The 13,838-nt window shown below is 28.0% G+C and carries 16 protein-coding genes; 8 read left to right on the top strand and 8 right to left on the bottom strand.

Annotation, left to right across the window (positions count from 1 at the left end):
- Positions 1-3: 3 nt before the first annotated feature.
- Both LPB137_RS06845 and LPB137_RS06840 read left to right on the top strand, forming a co-directional pair.
- On the top strand, positions 4-351 hold the full coding sequence (locus LPB137_RS06845) for a DsrE family protein (protein ID WP_076086159.1): 348 nt from the start codon (positions 4-6) through the stop codon (positions 349-351).
- A gap of 1 nt (position 352) precedes the next feature.
- On the top strand, positions 353-1,207 hold the full coding sequence (locus tag LPB137_RS06840; protein WP_076089267.1) for an ABC transporter ATP-binding protein: 855 nt from the start codon (positions 353-355) through the stop codon (positions 1,205-1,207).
- A 4-nt stretch (positions 1,208-1,211) separates the two neighbouring features.
- Here LPB137_RS06840 and LPB137_RS06835 read toward each other — a convergent pair whose 3' ends face one another.
- Complete coding sequence (locus LPB137_RS06835) at positions 1,212-1,841, bottom strand: NAD(P)H-dependent oxidoreductase (protein WP_076086157.1); 630 nt, start codon at positions 1,839-1,841, stop codon at positions 1,212-1,214.
- Positions 1,842-1,843: 2 nt separating this feature from the next.
- Positions 1,844-2,437, bottom strand: a complete 594-nt coding sequence (locus tag LPB137_RS06830) for an NAD(P)H-dependent oxidoreductase (RefSeq protein WP_076086155.1) — start codon at positions 2,435-2,437, stop codon at positions 1,844-1,846.
- A 144-nt stretch (positions 2,438-2,581) separates the two neighbouring features.
- Here LPB137_RS06830 and LPB137_RS06825 point away from each other — a divergent pair, with 144 nt between their 5' ends.
- From LPB137_RS06825 to LPB137_RS06815, 3 genes are all read left to right on the top strand, one after another.
- Positions 2,582-2,956 carry a winged helix-turn-helix transcriptional regulator gene (locus LPB137_RS06825; RefSeq protein WP_076086152.1) on the top strand — a complete coding sequence of 125 codons (375 nt, stop codon included), beginning with the start codon at positions 2,582-2,584 and terminating at the stop codon, positions 2,954-2,956.
- Between the two features lie 8 nt (positions 2,957-2,964).
- Positions 2,965-3,864, top strand: a complete 900-nt coding sequence (locus LPB137_RS06820; protein WP_076086149.1) for an AEC family transporter — start codon at positions 2,965-2,967, stop codon at positions 3,862-3,864.
- A gap of 71 nt (positions 3,865-3,935) precedes the next feature.
- Entirely contained in the window at positions 3,936-4,664 is a 729-nt protein-coding gene (locus tag LPB137_RS06815) for a thioredoxin fold domain-containing protein (protein WP_076086147.1), read from the top strand.
- 117 nt (positions 4,665-4,781) lie between these two features.
- Here LPB137_RS06815 and LPB137_RS06810 read toward each other — a convergent pair whose 3' ends face one another.
- Genes LPB137_RS06810 through LPB137_RS06800 form a run of 3 tightly spaced genes read right to left on the bottom strand, consistent with a single transcriptional unit; the run spans position 4,782 to position 7,794 of the window.
- Positions 4,782-6,188, bottom strand: coding sequence for a TRAP transporter large permease (locus LPB137_RS06810; protein WP_197682258.1), 1,407 nt, complete (start codon positions 6,186-6,188; stop codon positions 4,782-4,784).
- Positions 6,188-6,796 carry a TRAP transporter small permease subunit gene (locus LPB137_RS06805; RefSeq protein ID WP_076086145.1) on the bottom strand — a complete coding sequence of 203 codons (609 nt, stop codon included), beginning with the start codon at positions 6,794-6,796 and terminating at the stop codon, positions 6,188-6,190. The genes LPB137_RS06810 and LPB137_RS06805 overlap by 1 nt, the downstream gene beginning before the upstream one ends.
- An 8-nt stretch (positions 6,797-6,804) precedes the next feature.
- The gene (locus tag LPB137_RS06800) at positions 6,805-7,794 is read right to left on the bottom strand and encodes a C4-dicarboxylate TRAP transporter substrate-binding protein (RefSeq protein WP_076086143.1); all 990 of its coding nucleotides are present in this window, start codon (positions 7,792-7,794) and stop codon (positions 6,805-6,807) included.
- A 154-nt stretch (positions 7,795-7,948) separates the two neighbouring features.
- Here LPB137_RS06800 and LPB137_RS06795 point away from each other — a divergent pair, with 154 nt between their 5' ends.
- Genes LPB137_RS06795 through LPB137_RS06785 form a run of 3 tightly spaced genes read left to right on the top strand, consistent with a single transcriptional unit; the run spans position 7,949 to position 12,292 of the window.
- Positions 7,949-10,594 carry a PAS domain-containing sensor histidine kinase gene (locus LPB137_RS06795; protein ID WP_156981729.1) on the top strand — a complete coding sequence of 882 codons (2,646 nt, stop codon included), beginning with the start codon at positions 7,949-7,951 and terminating at the stop codon, positions 10,592-10,594.
- On the top strand, positions 10,591-11,301 hold the full coding sequence (locus tag LPB137_RS06790; protein ID WP_076086139.1) for a response regulator transcription factor: 711 nt from the start codon (positions 10,591-10,593) through the stop codon (positions 11,299-11,301). The genes LPB137_RS06795 and LPB137_RS06790 overlap by 4 nt, the downstream gene beginning before the upstream one ends.
- On the top strand, positions 11,294-12,292 hold the full coding sequence (locus LPB137_RS06785; protein ID WP_076086137.1) for a TAXI family TRAP transporter solute-binding subunit: 999 nt from the start codon (positions 11,294-11,296) through the stop codon (positions 12,290-12,292). The genes LPB137_RS06790 and LPB137_RS06785 overlap by 8 nt, the downstream gene beginning before the upstream one ends.
- A gap of 26 nt (positions 12,293-12,318) precedes the next feature.
- Here the strand turns inward: LPB137_RS06785 and LPB137_RS06780 are convergent, their stop codons facing one another.
- Genes LPB137_RS06780 through LPB137_RS06770 form a run of 3 tightly spaced genes read right to left on the bottom strand, consistent with a single transcriptional unit; the run spans position 12,319 to position 13,817 of the window.
- Entirely contained in the window at positions 12,319-13,011 is a 693-nt protein-coding gene (locus tag LPB137_RS06780) for an aspartate/glutamate racemase family protein (protein ID WP_076086135.1), read from the bottom strand.
- Positions 13,012-13,030: 19 nt separating this feature from the next.
- Positions 13,031-13,474 (bottom strand): GyrI-like domain-containing protein, encoded by a 444-nt coding sequence (locus tag LPB137_RS06775; protein ID WP_076086133.1) that lies wholly within the window; start codon positions 13,472-13,474, stop codon positions 13,031-13,033.
- Between the two features lies 1 nt (position 13,475).
- Positions 13,476-13,817, bottom strand: coding sequence for a zinc ribbon domain-containing protein YjdM (locus LPB137_RS06770; protein ID WP_076086131.1), 342 nt, complete (start codon positions 13,815-13,817; stop codon positions 13,476-13,478).
- Between the last annotated feature and the right edge of the window lie 21 nt (positions 13,818-13,838).

Here is a 13,838-nt window from a genome sequence, read left to right as displayed (position 1 = left end):
ATAATGAAAAAAGAAAATTTACTTATAGTTATTTCAACTAAAGATATTGATAGTATATTAAAATTCCCTTTGCTTTATGGTGGTGTTTCAATACCTAGAAATTATTGGAAAAGAGTCCATATAATGTTTTGGGGAGCTTCTATTAAAGCTGTTGTTAAAAGCAAAAAAATTAGAAAAAAAATCAAAGAGATTAAAAAAGATGGAGTTGAGTTTTCTTCTTGTATTGTATGTGCACAAGAATATGATGCTGTTAAAAAGTTAGAAAAACATGGCATTGTTTGCAATCATACAGGTGAACTTTTGAATGAAGCCTTACAAAATGATAAAACTTGGTCAACACTTACAGTTTAATATGATAAAAATAGATATAAATAAACAACTACATGGTTCATCTGGAGCCATGAATTTGCAAGTAAAACTTGATATAAATAAAGGTGATTTTATTGCACTTTCAGGGCTTAGTGGAAGTGGTAAAACAACCCTACTTCGTATTTTGGCTGGTTTAGAGAATGCAAAAGGCTTTATTAGTGTAGATGAAAAAGTTTGGCTTGATGATAAGAATACTCTTAGTATTCAAAAAAGAAAAATAGGTTTTGTTTTTCAAGATTATGCATTATTTGACAATATGAATGTTGAGCAAAATCTTTTATATGTAAATAAAGATAAAAAGCTTGCTCAAAAGCTTTTAGCAATTACAGAACTAACAAAGTTAGCAAAAAGATTGCCTAATACTTTAAGTGGTGGACAAAAGCAAAGAGTATCACTATGTAGAGCTATGATGAATAATCCTGAGCTTTTACTAATGGATGAACCTCTTTCAGCACTAGATCCAAGTATGAGAATAAAACTTCAAAATGAAATACTAACTTTACATAAAGAGTTTAATACAACTACAATTATGGTAAGTCATGAGCCTAGCGAAATTTATCGTTTAGCAAATCGTGTAATAGTTTTAAATCAAGGGAAAATTATAAATGACGGGAATCCAACTGAAGTATTATTAAAAACATCTGGTTCTCAAAAGTTCTCTTTTGAAGGTGAAATATTAGATATTATTAAAACTGATGTTATTTATATTGCAATTATTTCAATTGGACAACAGTTAGTTGAAGTTGTATTGTGTGAAGACGAAGCTAAAAGTTTTAAAATAACAGATAAAGTAAGAGTCGGTACAAAAGCTTTTGCACCAACTTTAACTAAAGTCTAATAAATTAGTTTATAAATTCAACAATATCTTCAAGTTTTTCTCGCTCTTGAGATGATTGTTCATTTATTCTATATCCAAAAGGTAAAACAACTGATAATTGGTATTTTGTAGTATCTAAACCTAAAATTTCTTCAACTTTCTCTTTTTCATAACCTTCAATTGGACATGAATCAATTCCTTTAATTCCTGCAGCTGTCATCATATTTCCTGCTGCTATATAAGTTTGTCTTGCTGTCCATGAATAAACATTTTCATCACTTGATAAAGTTTCTTTTAAATGATCAGCATATAAACCTAAATAAAAATCTAATTTTTCTTGAGGCATTGCTCTTCTTTTAAATTTTCTCTCAACTATCCCAAACTCTGGTTTAACAGCATCAATAGCTGCTAACACTAGTACTAAATGAGAACAAGAAGTAACTTGAACTTGATTCCAACAAGCAGGTCTAAGCTTAGCTTTTAACTCTTCATTTGTAATTACTAAAAACTTCCAAGGTTCCATACCAAAAGATGATGGAGATTTTCTTCCTGCTTCTAAGATATAATTCATATCTTCATCTGATATTTTTTTTGTTTCATCAAAAACTTTACATGCGTGTCTAAAATCCATTGCTTCTTCAAATGTTTTGTTCATTGTTATTCCTTTTCTATATTAAAATTTGTTTGTAAAATATTTGTAAATTTTTTTAACTCTAAATTTATATCTAAATCATCTTTAAAAATGTCATGTACTGAGTATGTTTTAAGAGGTTTCAAGCCACAGAATTGAAAGATTTTGTGAGTAGAGATATGCGCTTGGTCTAATGATAAACCATCAAAAAAACCATTTTTATTGTCAAACTCACAGAAAGGACAATTATAAGTTAAAGATAACATATATTTTTTTCCTTGTAATAATCCACCACTTCCATAAGTTTTAGAAGCATCAGTTCTACTTCTACCATCGTTTGCATATTGTACACCTTGAACAAGAACTTCATCAAAGTATTTTTTTGTAATCCATGGAAGTCCCATCCAATAAACAGGGAACTGTAAGATTATATAATCAGCCCATTTAAACTTTTTACCCTCTTCTTCAATATCATAACCTTTTTCAATATGTGTATGTTTCACTTCAAAGTTATTATTTTTTAAAAATTCATCAGCTTTGTTTACGTATTTTTTTGTTAGTTCACCTAAGGCAACTACATCATAATATTGATGTCCGTTAATTATTAAAACATTTTTCATTTTTTTATTTCCTTGCCTATATCTATCTAAATCATTTTGAAAATTATAGTACTTATAAACTTAATTATCTCTTACTTTACTTTAGGTAAGCAATAGTGTTTTATATTTATTGTGTTATAATTAATTTTAATTAGAAGGATATATATGTATCAAGTAAATGACAAAGAATTTAACTGCTCAATCTCCGTAACTTTAGATATTTTTAATGATAGATGGAAACTATCAATTATATGGCATTTGTTAGATTCAGATAAAAGATTTAAAGAATTACATAATGAAATAGATGAAATTACTCAAAAAACATTAACTGTAAAATTGAAAGAATTAGAAAAGAAAAATATTATAAATAGAGAAGTATTTGCCCAAGTTCCACCTAAAGTTGTTTATTCACTAACAGATGCAGGAAGAAGGCTAAAACCTGTATTAGACGATATGTTTACTTGGGGTGTTGGGTATGTTGAAGAGTTTGGAAAAATTACACCTAATGTACAATGTAAGATTAAAGAAGGTAAAAAATAAACTAAATTATGGAAAATTTTGCTTTAATTGCTCTTGCAATCACTATTGGATATGTATTACAAAAATTAAATATCTTTCCTACAGAAACACCTAATATCTTAAATAAATTTATCATTTATATTTCACTACCTGCAATAATTTTATTACAAGTTCCTAAATTAAACTTTTCATTAGATATCTTAATACCAGCAGTTATTGCATGGATTGTTATGCTTTTATCAGCCTTATTAGTACTTGGTATTTCAAAAGCTTTAAACTGGAGTAAAGAAATAACAGGAAGTTTACTATTAGTTGCTATTTTAACAAATAGTTCAATAATGGGAATTCCTATAATAAACGCATATATAGGTGAAGAAGCACTTCCTTTTGTACTTATATATGACCAATTGGGTACTTTTTTGGCACTTGCTGTTTATGGAGCTTTTATTACTGCGTACTATTCATCAAATTCTAATTTGAGTTTTAAATTAATTATTGTAAAAATCATTACTTTTCCATCATTTTTAGCACTTTTAGTTGCTCTACTTTTTTTAGGTCAAACATTTCCGCCAATTATTTCAAACATACTTGCTACATTTGCTAATACTTTAATTCCAGTTGCACTTGTAGCTGTTGGTTTACAATTACAATTTAGACTACCTAGGGATGATATAAAACCTTTGAGTATTGCTCTTATTATTAAACTAATCATTGCTCCTATTATTGCTTATTTAACTATTGTTTTATTTGGTTGGAATAATTTAGCAGGTCAAGTATCAATATTTGAAGCAGGAATGGCTCCAATGATAACTGCAGGAGCAATGGCTTCAATGGCTGGATTAGCCCCAAGATTAAGTGTTGCAATTGTTGGTTATGGAATATTGATTTCTTTCATAACTACGGGAATTATTTTCAAATTAATCATGTAAAGAAAATCTCTTAACTATTTGTTAACACTATAACAGTAATATTACTTACAAATTTAATATAGGAAAATCCGATGATACAAACAACAAAGAAATTATTATTAGCTGCAGCTATTACTACAAGCTTAAATGCAGCTGGTGAATTATCTAAAAATGAAATAAAACAAATAGAAAATTTAGAATTATTTAAAAGAGCACAAATAAGTGTTACAAAAGCTTATGATATGGGAAACTTATATGCTTTAAAAATTAATGTTCAAGGTAATAATGATGAAGTTTTTTTAACAAAAGACAAAAAAAGTTTAATTACAGGTGAAGTTATTGATACTAATTCAGGAGCTAAAATATCTGCACCTGCAGATTTAACAGGAGTTAGAGGAAAAGAAGCGTTTGTTTATGGAAGTGGTACAGATGAATATTTCTTATTCACAGATCCAGAATGTCCATACTGTAAGAAGTTTGAATCATATTTATCACAAGTTGAAAAAAATGTAAAAATTAGAGTTTTCTATTATCCATTAGAAATGCATAGAAATGCAAAAGATATGTCTATTTATATCATGAGTAAAAAAACAAAAGCTGAAAAAATTGAAGCTATGTTAGATTTAGATGTAACTAGTGACGCTTATAAAAATAGAAAGTATTCAGATGCTGAATTAGCAAAATTAGAAGCACAATTAGCAGAACAAATGCAAATAGCTACAAAATTAAGCGTTCAAGGAACACCTGCTGTATTTGATAAAGATGGGAAAAGCGTTGCTTGGCCTAATATGCTTCAAAAGTATGGTGTAAACGTACAATAAAGATTAATACTTTTGTATGTTAGAAATGACATATTATAACTACAGATAATATATAATAAAAAAGCAGCTATAAAAGCTGCTTTTTACAATATCAATTTTTATATCAATATTTTAAATCTATAAAAGTCCAACCATTTTTGGAAGCCATAGTACAATCGAAGGTACAGCAATTAAAACTGCAATTGTAATTACATCTGCAATAAAAAATGGTGTAGTTCCTCTATATACATCTTGAACTGAACACTCAGGTCTAACACTTGCAACAACAAAACAGTTAAGTCCTATAGGTGGGGTTATAAGACATAGTTCCGCCATCTTAACAACAATAATACCAAACCAAATAGCACAAGCTGGACCAGATAATCCAAAAGCACTATCAGCTGCAGCTACAGATTCACCACCATTTAGTGCCATTACTGCAGGATAAGCTATTGGTAGCGTTAAAAGTAACATTCCAATTGCATCCATAAACATACCTAAAATTGCATATACACAAAGTATTGCTAATAAAGTAATCATTGGACTTTGCTCAAGCGTAACAATCCAAGAAGAAAATGCATCAGGAAGTTCTGCAAAACCTAAAAATCTCACATAAATTAAAACACCCCAGATTATACTAAAGATCATAACAGTTAGTTTTGATGTTTCAATTAAAACTTTTTTAAAGTCTCCTAATTTCATTCCTTTGTATACAGCCATCATAAAGATAATAAATACACCTAAAGACCCAGCTTCAGTTGGAGTTCCAATTCCACCATAAATACAAATTATAATAATTGCAATAACAGAAAAAACAGGAAGTGTTTCAGGAATTGATGCAAATCTTTCTTTCCATGTATATCCTGTAACTGGTGGTCCAAAGTTTTTATTACTCATTGCAAGAAAAATAACAAGTCCAGCATAAATAAGTGCAGAAGTAACTCCTGGTAAAAACCCTGCCATTAATAATGCTCCAACATCTTGTTCTACTATAATTGCATATATAACTAAAATAGCAGAAGGAGGAATAAGTGAAGCAAGTGTTCCACTAGCAGCAACTACACCTGCTGCAAATCTTTTGTTATATCCAAGTTTTAACATTTCAGGTACTGCAATTTTTGCAAATACTGCTGATGTTGCTAACGAGGCTCCAGAAACTGCGGCAAATCCAGCTGCTGAAAATACTGTTGCAACACCCATACCACCAGGAAGCCACCCTACCCATCTTTTTGCTGCTTCAAATAAAGCTTTTGTTAATCCCGTATGATAAGCTAAAAAACCTATTAATATAAAAGCTGGGATTAGTGAAAGTGCTAATGATGATACTTTTGAATGAGGAATAGTACCAGCCATTTTAACAGCTACTATAAAACCTTTCTCAAAACCTAATTTTGCAGCGAATATCCAAACAAGGCCAAGAAAACCAGAAATACCTGCTGCAAAAGCAACTCTCATACCAATAATTACCATAAAGAGCATAAAACCAGTCATTACAAGGCCAATATCAAGTTTATCCATACCAGCCATTATTGAAATAATATCCATTATTTTACTCCATACGATTTATTATCAGATTCAACCGCTTCGGCTGCATTTTCTACTTTAGGAACTGCAACAGGGTCATGATCATTATTTTTAATAGCTCTAATATATGCCCATATTTGAATTATAAGCCTAAGTGCTAAAAATGTTAAAGCAACGGGAACTACAAGTTTTGCAGGCCAAGTTGGAAGATCAATATCTAAAGATGTATCTCCAAGGTTGTAAGCTCTTAAAAAGTGTAAAGATGAACCATATATTAAAACTAATGTTAAAAAAAGAATAATTGTAGTTGTAAATAATTCAGTAACATAAAAAAATCTACCTTTTAATTTCGAAACTAGCATATCCATACGAATATGACCACCTTCTCTTTGAGTATAAGCAATACCTAAAAAAGCAAAAAAAGCCATAAATTGTTCTATCCAGTCAATATATCCATTAACAGGCATAGAAAACAACCATCGACCTAAGATATTAACAGTTGAAATCATTACAATTAAAAAAATAACAACACCACCTAAAAAGCTCATAAAACTTTCTATTTTTAGAAAGAACTGATCAACCTTACTTAAAGTTGATTGATCAGTTTTTATTTTTGAGTCTAAAGACATAATAATTCTTACTTGTTAAATAAGTTTTTTGTATAGTCAAATAATTCTTGAGACTTGAATTTTTTTGAATACTGTTTTATCCACTCTGAATTTACAGATTGAGATAATTCACTTAATTTTGCTGTTTGCTCTGGTGTAAATGTAACTAGTTTTAGACCAGACTCAGCTAATTCAGCTTCATATTTTTTAGTTGTTTTTTCATAGTTCGCAACATAATATTCTAATGCTTCATCAACTGAACCTAAAAGTGCTTCTTTGTTTTTCTTAGATAATGAATCTAAAGCTTCAGTATTTACAACAACAGGACAGTTTGCAGAACCAAGGTTTAAGTTTGTAGTTGCCCAGTTTCCTACTTTATACGATTTTGTAGCAAGGTGAGCATGAGGTGCAAAAGATGCTCCATCAATAACTCCTGAGTTCATTGCTTGTCTTACTTCAGAAAAAGGAACACCTGTTTTAATAGCACCTAACTTTCCTAATACTCCCATAATTCCACCTGGACCTCTAACTCTTAATCCTTTAAAGTCTTCTAATGAATTTAAATCATCAGATTTTGAAACAATATTATATTGAGGAAGTGGTGTTGGCATTAAAAGTGTTGCATTCCATCTTGCTAAATCTTTTACAACTGTTGGATGTTTATAAACTTCTTGAGAAATTTTTGCAACCTGCGCTAATGTTACATCTTTTGAAAATGGTAATTCTGTAACTGTAATAGTTGGGTTCTTACCTTTATGATAGAAAGAACAAAATTGTGCCATTTCAAAAGCACCAATTGATATACCATCAAGATTTTCTTTTGATTTTGATAATCCACCATAAGAAATGTTAAGTTTAAAGTCACCATTTGTTTTTTGCTCAACAAGCTGCGCTAATTTTTCAACATTTTCCGTAAATGCTCTTTGTTTACCCCATAGTGAAACATTCCACGTAGTTTGTGCCTGAGCAGCAACAGCTAATAATGTACTCATAGCTACAATTGATGTTAATTTTTTCATAGTAATCCTTTTTTATATTTTATAAAATGATTCTATCAGTCACTTCTTTAAAAAATTCTTAAAAAAGAACTAAAATGAAACAATTTTGAAACAATTTTATAATACTTTTTTTACTTTTATTTATTTTTTTACCAATATTTTGTTATTATTACTAATGGTTAAAAAACAAAAAAGCAGAACTTATACTCTTGAATATATTGAAAAAATATTTAGGGTTATTCCTATTACATTTATTTTAATATTATCAATGGTTTCTATTTTTGTAGCTTTTATTATCTTAGAATCAAAACAAAAAAGAGATATAGATCTTTTACAACAAAAAGAGCTTCTAAATAATCAATTTTATAAAAAAGAAAAACTCGCAAATTTTTCTAATATTGTTAAAAATGCTGTTAATGAAGAGCTTTCATCTGTAAATAAAGTGCTTCAAGAGCATACTTATAAAGTAATAGGAAGTTTGAATAATGGTTTCTCAAATTTAGAAAATGATAATACGATAAAGTTTTTAGAAAAATATGAATATGAAAATAATATAAAAATAGTACTTTTTAAGAAGTCAAACTTAGAAGTACTCTATGGGGATGATAAAGTAGATTACTTGTCAAAACTTATTTTTGGAAAGAAGAATAAAACTTATAAAGACATAGTTTTACAATATATCTATTCACAAGGACGGTATAACCTTCAAGAGTGGAAAAACAATTTAACAGGAGTTCTAAAACTTAGTTTTTTTGATATTCTAGAAAAAAAAGATGGAACATATTATGTGGGAGCTTTTTCAAGAGATGAAAATATAAGATTGATCACTAGAAGTATCATTATTGATGAGATTGATAAGTTAAATAAAAGTAATGATTATAATATTTGGTTTTATGATTTACTTACTAAAAGTACTTATAATTTTGAAAATGAAAACTTATATGCACATGTACCTACACTTTTATCTAAAAAAAGCAATAGTTATAAATACAAAGTCTTAAAACATTTTGATGAAAATGAAGAAATGAATAAAGACTTTTTAAATAGAACTTTATATAACTCAAAATATAAATTTGCAATATCTATTGATTATAATAAAAATTTCAATTTAAATACAACAAAAATAAAACAAAAATATCACTCTTTTTTTAAAACTGTTACAATATATATACTTATTTTTACACTTGTGATTATTATTGCATCTTTACTTTTTTCAAGGTTTACAAAAAAAATTTTAGATAGGTACAACAATGAACTTGAAGATAAAACAAAATCCTTGACTCACTGGAAAAATAGATTTGAACTTGCAATTATTGCCTCAAATGATGGTCTTTGGGATATTGACTTTGAGACTAATAAAATTTATTTTTCAAATAAATGGCTTGAAATATCAGGTTATAAAAGAGGTGAAATAGTTTCTTTCTCTGATTGGTTTAATCTAATATACAAAGATGATAAAAATGATGTAGAATTACTATTTGAACAAATTTTTGCAGGTAAACAAAACGATTTTATGTGTGAGTATAGACTTAAAACAAAAAATGATGGTTTTAAATGGATACTAGCACGTGGACGTCTTTTTATTGATAAAGATACAGGTCATAAAAGAATGCTTATGATGTCAATGGATATAGATAAAGATAAACGTCTAAAAAAAGAGCTTCTTGATGTAGAACTTCTTGTTGAAGATGGTAAAATAGTTTTATTTAAACTATTTAATGATGAAAACCTAAGCGTGAAATATATCTCAAATGCTATTAAAAATTATGGTTATTCGAAAAAACTTTTTGAAAACAGAGAAATGAACTTTTTAGATCTGATTTATAAAGAAGACATAAATATTATAAAAGTTGCAATGAATGCAGCGTTAAGTCAAAACTTGGAAGATTTTACTTTTGTATGTAGAGCATTAAATGCATCAAATGAAATAAGATGGATTTCTTGTAGAACTTTAGTATTAAAAGATCATTCTGGAAATGTTGTTAATTTTTATGGATATATAAATGATATTACAAAAATAAAATTAAGTGAACAAGACTTAAAAATAAAAGTAGAAGAAGAACTTTCTAAAAATAGAGAAAAAGATAGGATATTAATCCAACAGAGTAAACTAGCAGCAATGGGTGAGATGCTTGGAAATATTGCGCATCAATGGAGACAACCTTTAAATAATGTTTCACTATTTTTGCAGTTTATTAAAGATAATTATAAAAATGGACATTTAAAAGAAAACCCAAATGAGGCAATGGTAAATAAATATTTTGATAAATCCTTTACTCAAATACAATATATGTCTCAAACTATTGATGACTTTAGAAATTTTTATAAACCATCTAAGCAAAAAGAATATTTTAGTATTAAGTCTGCAATTTCATCAAGTTTAGAGATAATCAAGGCACAACTAAAAGTTGAAGATATTGAATTAATCTTAGAAATAGAAGATAAAGAGTTTCTAGGCTTTGAAAATGAATTAAAACAGTCTTTACTAAACATATTTAGTAATGCCCAAGATGCTATAAAACAAAAAAGAGAAAAAGAAAAGTTTGATGCATTCATAAAAATTGAAACACAATTGAATAAGGATTTCTTAGAGATTTTTATAAAGAACAATGGTGGGAAAATAGATGAAGAAACAATTTCAAGAATTTTTGAACCCTACTTTACAACAAAATTCGAATCACAAGGTACTGGAATTGGTCTTTATATGACAAAATCAATTATTGAAACAAATATGCATGGAACTATTACAGTTAAAAATATAGAAAATGATAGTGTGAGTTTTAAAATAAAATTACCACTTAATATGGAGAAGATAAGATGAGTAAAATTACAAAAGTTTTATTAGTAGAAGATGAAGAAGATGCTAGAGAAATACTTGGTTTTTATCTTGATACAATTTTTGATGAAGTACAGATTGCATGTGATGGTCAAGAAGGGCTAGATAAATTTTTACAAAAAAAGGAAAAAGAAGAGTATTTTGATGTGATAGTTACAGATATACAAATGCCAAGAAAAGATGGAATGACTATGATTGAAGAAATAGCAAGTATTGAAGAGAATCAAAAATTTATTATAGTATCTGCGCACAAAGATGAAGAGTTCTTATTTAGATCTATCAATTTAAATGTAATGGGTTATTTTGTTAAACCTTTAGTTGTAGAAAATATTATGCAACTTTTAAAGAAAGTAAAAAAATCTATTTTAGAAAAAGCGGAAACTATACAAAATAAAGAAGTTGAAATAAAACAAGTAAAAATCAATGATACATTTAACTATGATAAAGATAAAAGACTTTTATATGAAGCAGATACAATGGTGAATCTTTCAAAAAAAGAAACATTATTACTAGATGCAATGATTAAAAGAAAAAATGAAATAAATACAATAGAAACATTAAAAATGGAAGTATGGAATAATACTAATATTTCAGATGCTACATTACGAACAGCTATTAAAAGACTTAAAGATAAAATTGCAAAAGATGATTTTATCGTTTCAAAAAAAGGTTTAGGATATATAATTGAATAACATTTTAACAAAGCTAATTATAACAAGCTTATTTCTTACATTCCTTAGTGCTAATAAAGATAATCAAAAGTATTTAATAGCAACAGCAAATTCAGGAGGAACTTTTTATCCTGTTGGAGTTGGAATTGCAACTATTGCATCTTTAGAGTTATCCAAAAAAAATAAACTTATCTTTTCTGCCATTACATCTGCAGGATCTGCAGAAAATATAGATATGTTAGAAAATGGAAAGGTTAATTTTGCACTATTACAAGGTCTTTTTGCTTCTATGGCTTGGCAAGGAAAAGCTACATATGAAAACAAAGCAAAGAAAAATCTTAGATCAATTTCAATGTTGTGGCAAAATGTTGAACAGTTTACGATTAATAAAGACTTTGTTAAAACCGGAAATATAATGGACTTAAAAAATCTTTATGGTAAAATTTTTTCTATTAGTGGAAGGAACTCAGGGTCAAGGGTTTCTGCTGAAACGATAATGAATTCATTGGGAATTAATTTTAATAAAATGAATATTAAATATCTAGGATATACTCCAAGTTCTATTGCACTAAATGATGGAAAGATACAAGGTATGAATACACCATCAGGACCTCCTACAGCAGCTGTAACAAATTTATTTAGTTCAATTGGAGATGATATTAAAGTATTGGAATTTGAGAAAAAGAATTTAAAAGTTATTAATAATAATTATCCAGTATGGAATTCATTTATTATTAAAGCAGGAACTTATCCAAATCAAATAAAAGATATTCATACAATTGCACAGCCTAATTTATTAGTTGTAACAAAAGAGACTCCAATGCAGACTGTATATCTTTTAACAAAAGCTATTTATGAGAATTTAGCTTTCTTGAATACTGTTCATAAAGCAACAAAAGTGATGTCTTTACAAAAAGCCATTCAAGGATTACCAATGCCTTTACATCCTGGTGCTGTAAAGTTTTATAAAGAAAAAGGAATTAATATTCCAGATTTTTTGATACCTAATTAATAGTATTAAATGGCGATTATATAAAATTAATTTAAAGCTTTTGATACTGCTTGCTGTGCATGAATAGTTGTAGTATCATAAAGTCTTGTCTTTGTATGTTCTTCTTTAATTAGCATACAAATTTCTGTACAACCAAGAATAATTCCCTCACAACCTTTTGAAGTTAAAGAATCTATAATTCTTAAGTATTCTTTTCTTGAATCATCTTTTACAATTCCAAGACACAACTCTTCATAAATTATTTTATGTACTATTTGTATATCTTCTAAAGAAGGAACAATAACTTCAATATCAAAGTTATCAGAAATTCTTTTTTTATAAAAATCTTCTTGCATAGTAAAAGCAGTTCCAAGAAGACCAATTTTTTTAATTCCATCTTTTTGAAGTACTTTTGCAGTTGCATCTGCTATGTGTACAATTGGAATATTGATATTTTTTTCAATTGAATCCACAACTTTATGCATTGTATTTGTACAAATTAATAAAAAATCTGCATTGGCATTTTCTATATTTTTTGCAGCACTTGAAAGAATTTCTGCTGTTTTATCCCAAGCACCAATATGTTGTAATTTCTCTATTTCATCAAAATCAACACTGTAGATTACAACTTTGGCACTATGTAAACTACCTAGTTCTTTTTTGATTTGTTCATTAATCTGCTTATAGTAAAGTGCTGTACTTTCCCAAGACATTCCACCAAGTAATCCAATTGTTTTCATCTAGTTTTTTATTTAATCTTTATTTTTCAATAGAAATATATATTTCTATTTCATTTTCTTTTGTATAGTGCTCAAAATCAATTGTATAAGCTCTTTTATATTCAGAATTATTTTCAAAATATTCCCAAATTTGTGTCCATGTATCAATTACAACTTGTGGTAATTCACCAACTTTTTTAAATACTAAGTACTTTTCATCAGTAATTACAATTGCATTTTTAGCTTTAGTAACTTCTACACCAATTGTTACATCAAAATCACCATTTAAATCTGATGTATAATTATTGTAAACACCATACATCGAGCTATTATTTGCTTTATTATGTGTTGCACTGTAGATGTTTTTTTCTTCGTAATCATCCCATAGTTTTTGAATTTTAGATTCACCTTCAAATTCTGTAGCATTATTAGTAGTAACACTTAAACCTGAAATCATCAGGTTTTTTACTCTAGTTGTTTTCATATTAAGATTTCTTTACATACATTGGAGTTATTTTTAAAGCACCAACACCAGGAATTTTACAATCAATATTATGGTCAATTGCACTTTCAACTAATCTAATATTTTTTATTTTAGTACCAACTTTAACAACAGAAGAACTACCCTTTACTTTTAAATCTTTAATAATAGTAACATCATCACCACTTCTTAAAGTTGCTCCATTTGCATCTTTTACAGTAAATTCTGTATCTTCTTCATCTGCGCTTGCAGTCCACTCATGAGCACACTCAGGACAGATTAATAATGAACCATCTTCATAAGTATATTCGCTGTTACATTTTGGGCAATTTGGTAGTTGTTCCATTTTTTTTCCTTTGATTAAATA

The organism is Poseidonibacter parvus (assembly GCF_001956695.1).
GTDB classification, from domain to species: Bacteria; Campylobacterota; Campylobacteria; order Campylobacterales; family Arcobacteraceae; genus Poseidonibacter; species Poseidonibacter parvus.
This window is presented reverse-complemented; position numbering and strand designations above follow the sequence as displayed.